This window comes from Protofrankia sp. Cj3, assembly GCF_917627355.1.
Taxonomy (GTDB): domain Bacteria; phylum Actinomycetota; class Actinomycetes; order Frankiales; family Frankiaceae; genus Protofrankia.
Genome location: NZ_CAKJTR010000261.1, coordinates 1 through 3,033 on the forward strand (window position 1 = coordinate 1; position 3,033 = coordinate 3,033).

The 3,033-nt window shown below is 69.6% G+C and carries 3 protein-coding genes; 2 read left to right on the plus strand and 1 reads right to left on the minus strand.

The genetic code is table 11. The features are described from left to right. Both MJ783_RS21820 and MJ783_RS21825 read left to right on the plus strand, forming a co-directional pair. On the plus strand, positions 1–776 hold a 776-nt coding region (locus MJ783_RS21820), incomplete at its 5' end, for a cation diffusion facilitator family transporter (protein WP_239313415.1). Between the two features lie 682 nt (positions 777–1,458). Continuing rightward, the gene (locus tag MJ783_RS21825; RefSeq protein ID WP_239313417.1) at positions 1,459–2,235 is read left to right on the plus strand and encodes a VOC family protein; all 777 of its coding nucleotides are present in this window, start codon (positions 1,459–1,461) and stop codon (positions 2,233–2,235) included. A gap of 51 nt (positions 2,236–2,286) precedes the next feature. On the opposite strand, the gene MJ783_RS21830 is transcribed toward MJ783_RS21825, so the two are convergent. Then, positions 2,287–3,033 (minus strand): acyl-CoA dehydrogenase family protein (locus tag MJ783_RS21830; RefSeq protein WP_239313419.1); only part of this gene is annotated, 747 nt, incomplete at its 5' end.

Consider the following 3,033-nt stretch of genomic DNA (forward strand, 5'->3'; position numbering starts at 1 on the left):
TTGGCGACACCTTGCACAACATCGCCGACGCGCTCACCGCGGTCCCGCTCCTCCTCGCCTTCACCCTCACGCGCCGCCCGCCCACCACCCGGTTCACCTACGGCTACGGCCGTGCCGAAGACCTCGCCGGACTCGCCGTCCTCGCAATGATCACCCTGTCGAGTGCGCTCGCCGCCTGGGCTGCGATCGACCGCCTGCTCCACCCCCAGCACATCAACCACCTCGCCGCGGTGGCCGCAGCCGGGCTCGTCGGCTTCGCCGGCAACGAGATCGTCGCCCGCTACCGCATCCTCGTCGGCCACCAGATCGGCTCCGCAGCCCTCGTCGCCGACGGCCTGCACGCCCGCACCGACGGCTTCACCAGCCTCGCGGTTGTCCTCGGCGCCGTCGGCGTCGCCCTGGACTGGCGCTGGGCCGACCCCGTCGCCGGCCTGGCGATCACCGTTGCGGTCCTCGGGGTGCTACGCTCCGCCGCCCGCGTCGTCGGCGCCCGGCTCATGGACGCTGTCGACCCCGAGACGGTCGCCGAAGCCACCCGAACCCTCCTGCACACCGACGGCATCGAAACCGTCCGCGAACTGCGCCTGCGCTGGATCGGCCACACTCTGCGCGCCGAAGCCGACGTTACCGTCGACCCGGATCTGACGCTGACCGCCGCCCACGACGTCGCGCACGCCGCGGAAGCCCACCTCCTGCGCCACATCCGCCGGCTATCGGCCGCGACCATCCACACCAGCCCCGCCCATCACGACACCGCCGCTGTCGCGGCGCCATAACCTTCCATCACAGTTCACGGTCGGTGACGGCCAAGGCAGCCAGATCCTGTCCGCGGCATCTCAACGCTGCTGAACTTCCCGACAGCGCAGCCCAGGATTCTGCTCAAATAGCCGCGAGCCCCCAGGCCGGCTGCGCATCTATCCGCATAAGGAGGACAGGATGCTGGTCAACCCCGAGAAAGTGGGCACCACCCGCCATCGCTATCGGGGCACGGTTATCCCCACTCCCTACCGACCGCAGGATGCGAAGAACATGTAACCCGCTGGGCTAAAAGGCGCCCGCCGACTTCTCACCACGTGCCGACGCAGCATCGTCCGCCATGCGACAGCCATAGCTGTCACCCAACAGGCCGACAACCATGGTTGTCGAACAAGATCGCTGTACGGGTTGCACGCCTATGCTGATAGTCATAGTGGACTGGCCGGTTCGGGTCATTGATCGCTGGCATACTGCCCAGCGTCACAGCGTTGCAGCGTTGCAGGTCAGCCCTTGGTAGGCCGGCAGGGCTTGCCCTCTCTCCCGGGATCCCCTTCCGTTCCTCCTCCCCGGTCAGTCCGCTCCCGCGTGATACCGGGCATCTATCGCGGCGAGTGCCCGCACGTGGGAACTGGCAGAGCCGTCCGGGGATGTCAAGGATGGGTAGGCAGACCTATATCCGACAGGCCCGAAGGAGACAATCTCATGGTCAACATCACGAGCAATCCACCGACGGGGACACCTACCTGGCTCGACCTTGGCATTCCCGACATTCAACGCGCAAAGGAGTTCTACGGCGCGCTGTTCGGCTGGGAGTTCGAGGAAGGCCCGCCCGAGACCGAGGGCTACACGATGTGCCTGCTGCGCGGGCAGCCGGTCGCGGCCGTCATGGCGAACCCTGACCCGCAGGCCGCTTCTTTCTGGTGGAACCTCTACTTCGCCAGCGATGACTGTGACGGCACCGCCAAGCACATCGCCGACGCTGGTGGCCAGCTGGTCATGGCGCCCATGGACGTGATGGACGCCGGGCGGATGGCGATCGCGCGCGACCCGGCCGGCGCGCAGTTCGGCCTCTGGCAGGGGCGTACGCACCCCGGCGCGCGCATTGTCGACGAGCCCGGTTCCCTGGCGTGGAACGAGCTGCGCACTCCCGCCGCCGAGGCGACCCGCACGTTCTACCAGGCGATTTTCGACTACACCCTGGAACCCGTGCGGACGCCCGACATCGACTACACGCTGCTGCACCGCCCGGACGGCCACATAGTCGGCGGGATCCACGGCGTGGCCGACGCGCGCTCCTCATCCTGGATCACCTACTTCCAGGTGGACGACACCGATGCGGCCGCCCGGCGGATTGTCGACGCTGGCGGCACCATCTCCGGCGCGCCCCAGGACTCCCCCTACGGACGTATCGCCGCCGCTGAGGACCCGTTCGGCGTGGAGTTCCACATCGTCGCCTCCCTGGCGAACCCACCTGGGTAGCGGGCCAGGCGGGCGCGGCGCGAGCCGCGGGCCGGGTCTGGCGGCCACCGCTCAGGATCGGGACAGTCCGGACCAGGGGAGGTCCTTGTCGGCCCGTGGCTCGGCCGGCAGACCCAGCACCCGCTCGCCGATGATGTTCCGCTGGATCTGGTCGGTCCCACCAGCGAGCCGGTAGCCGGGCGCGCCCAGCAGGTGCTCCGTCCAGGCGAATCCTTCGCCGGTGTCAGCCGCGGCCCGGCCGCCGAGCAGGTCGACGGCGAGCTCCCCGGTTCGGGTCAGCACGTCGGACGCGACCAGCTTGCCGACCGAGGCCGCCGGCCCCGGCGGCATCCCGGCGGCGGCGGCCCGCGCCACCCGCCCGGCGGTGGCGGCCCGCAGCACCGTCCGGATGTGGAGATCGGCGAGCTGCTGGCGGACGACCGGGTCGCCGGCCCGGCCAAGCGAACGGGCGAGTTCCAGCACGTCATCGAAGGTTCCTCCCTTACGCCGAGTCACCGAACCGGACGCGGTGCGTTCGAAGGACAGCGTCGCGTTCGCCACCCGCCAGCCGTTGCCGACAGCACCGACGCGCAGGCTGTCGGGGATCCGGACGCCGGTGAGGAAGACCTCGTTGAACGACGTCCCCCCGCTCATCTGCCGGATCGGACGGATCTCGATACCGGCGGCGCCCATGGGCACGAGGAACGCGGTGATCCCGGCGTGCTTGGGCACGTCCGGGTCGGTGCGAGCGAGCAGCAGGCCGTAGTCGGCGAACCGCGCGCCAGATGACCAGACCTTCTGCCCATCCGCCACCCAGCC

What these genes read in the sequence shown, in the direction of transcription:
- MJ783_RS21825 (WP_239313417.1), top strand. Translation starts at nt 1,459, where the DNA reads ATGGTCAACATCACGAGCAATCCACCGACGGGGACACCTACCTGGCTC.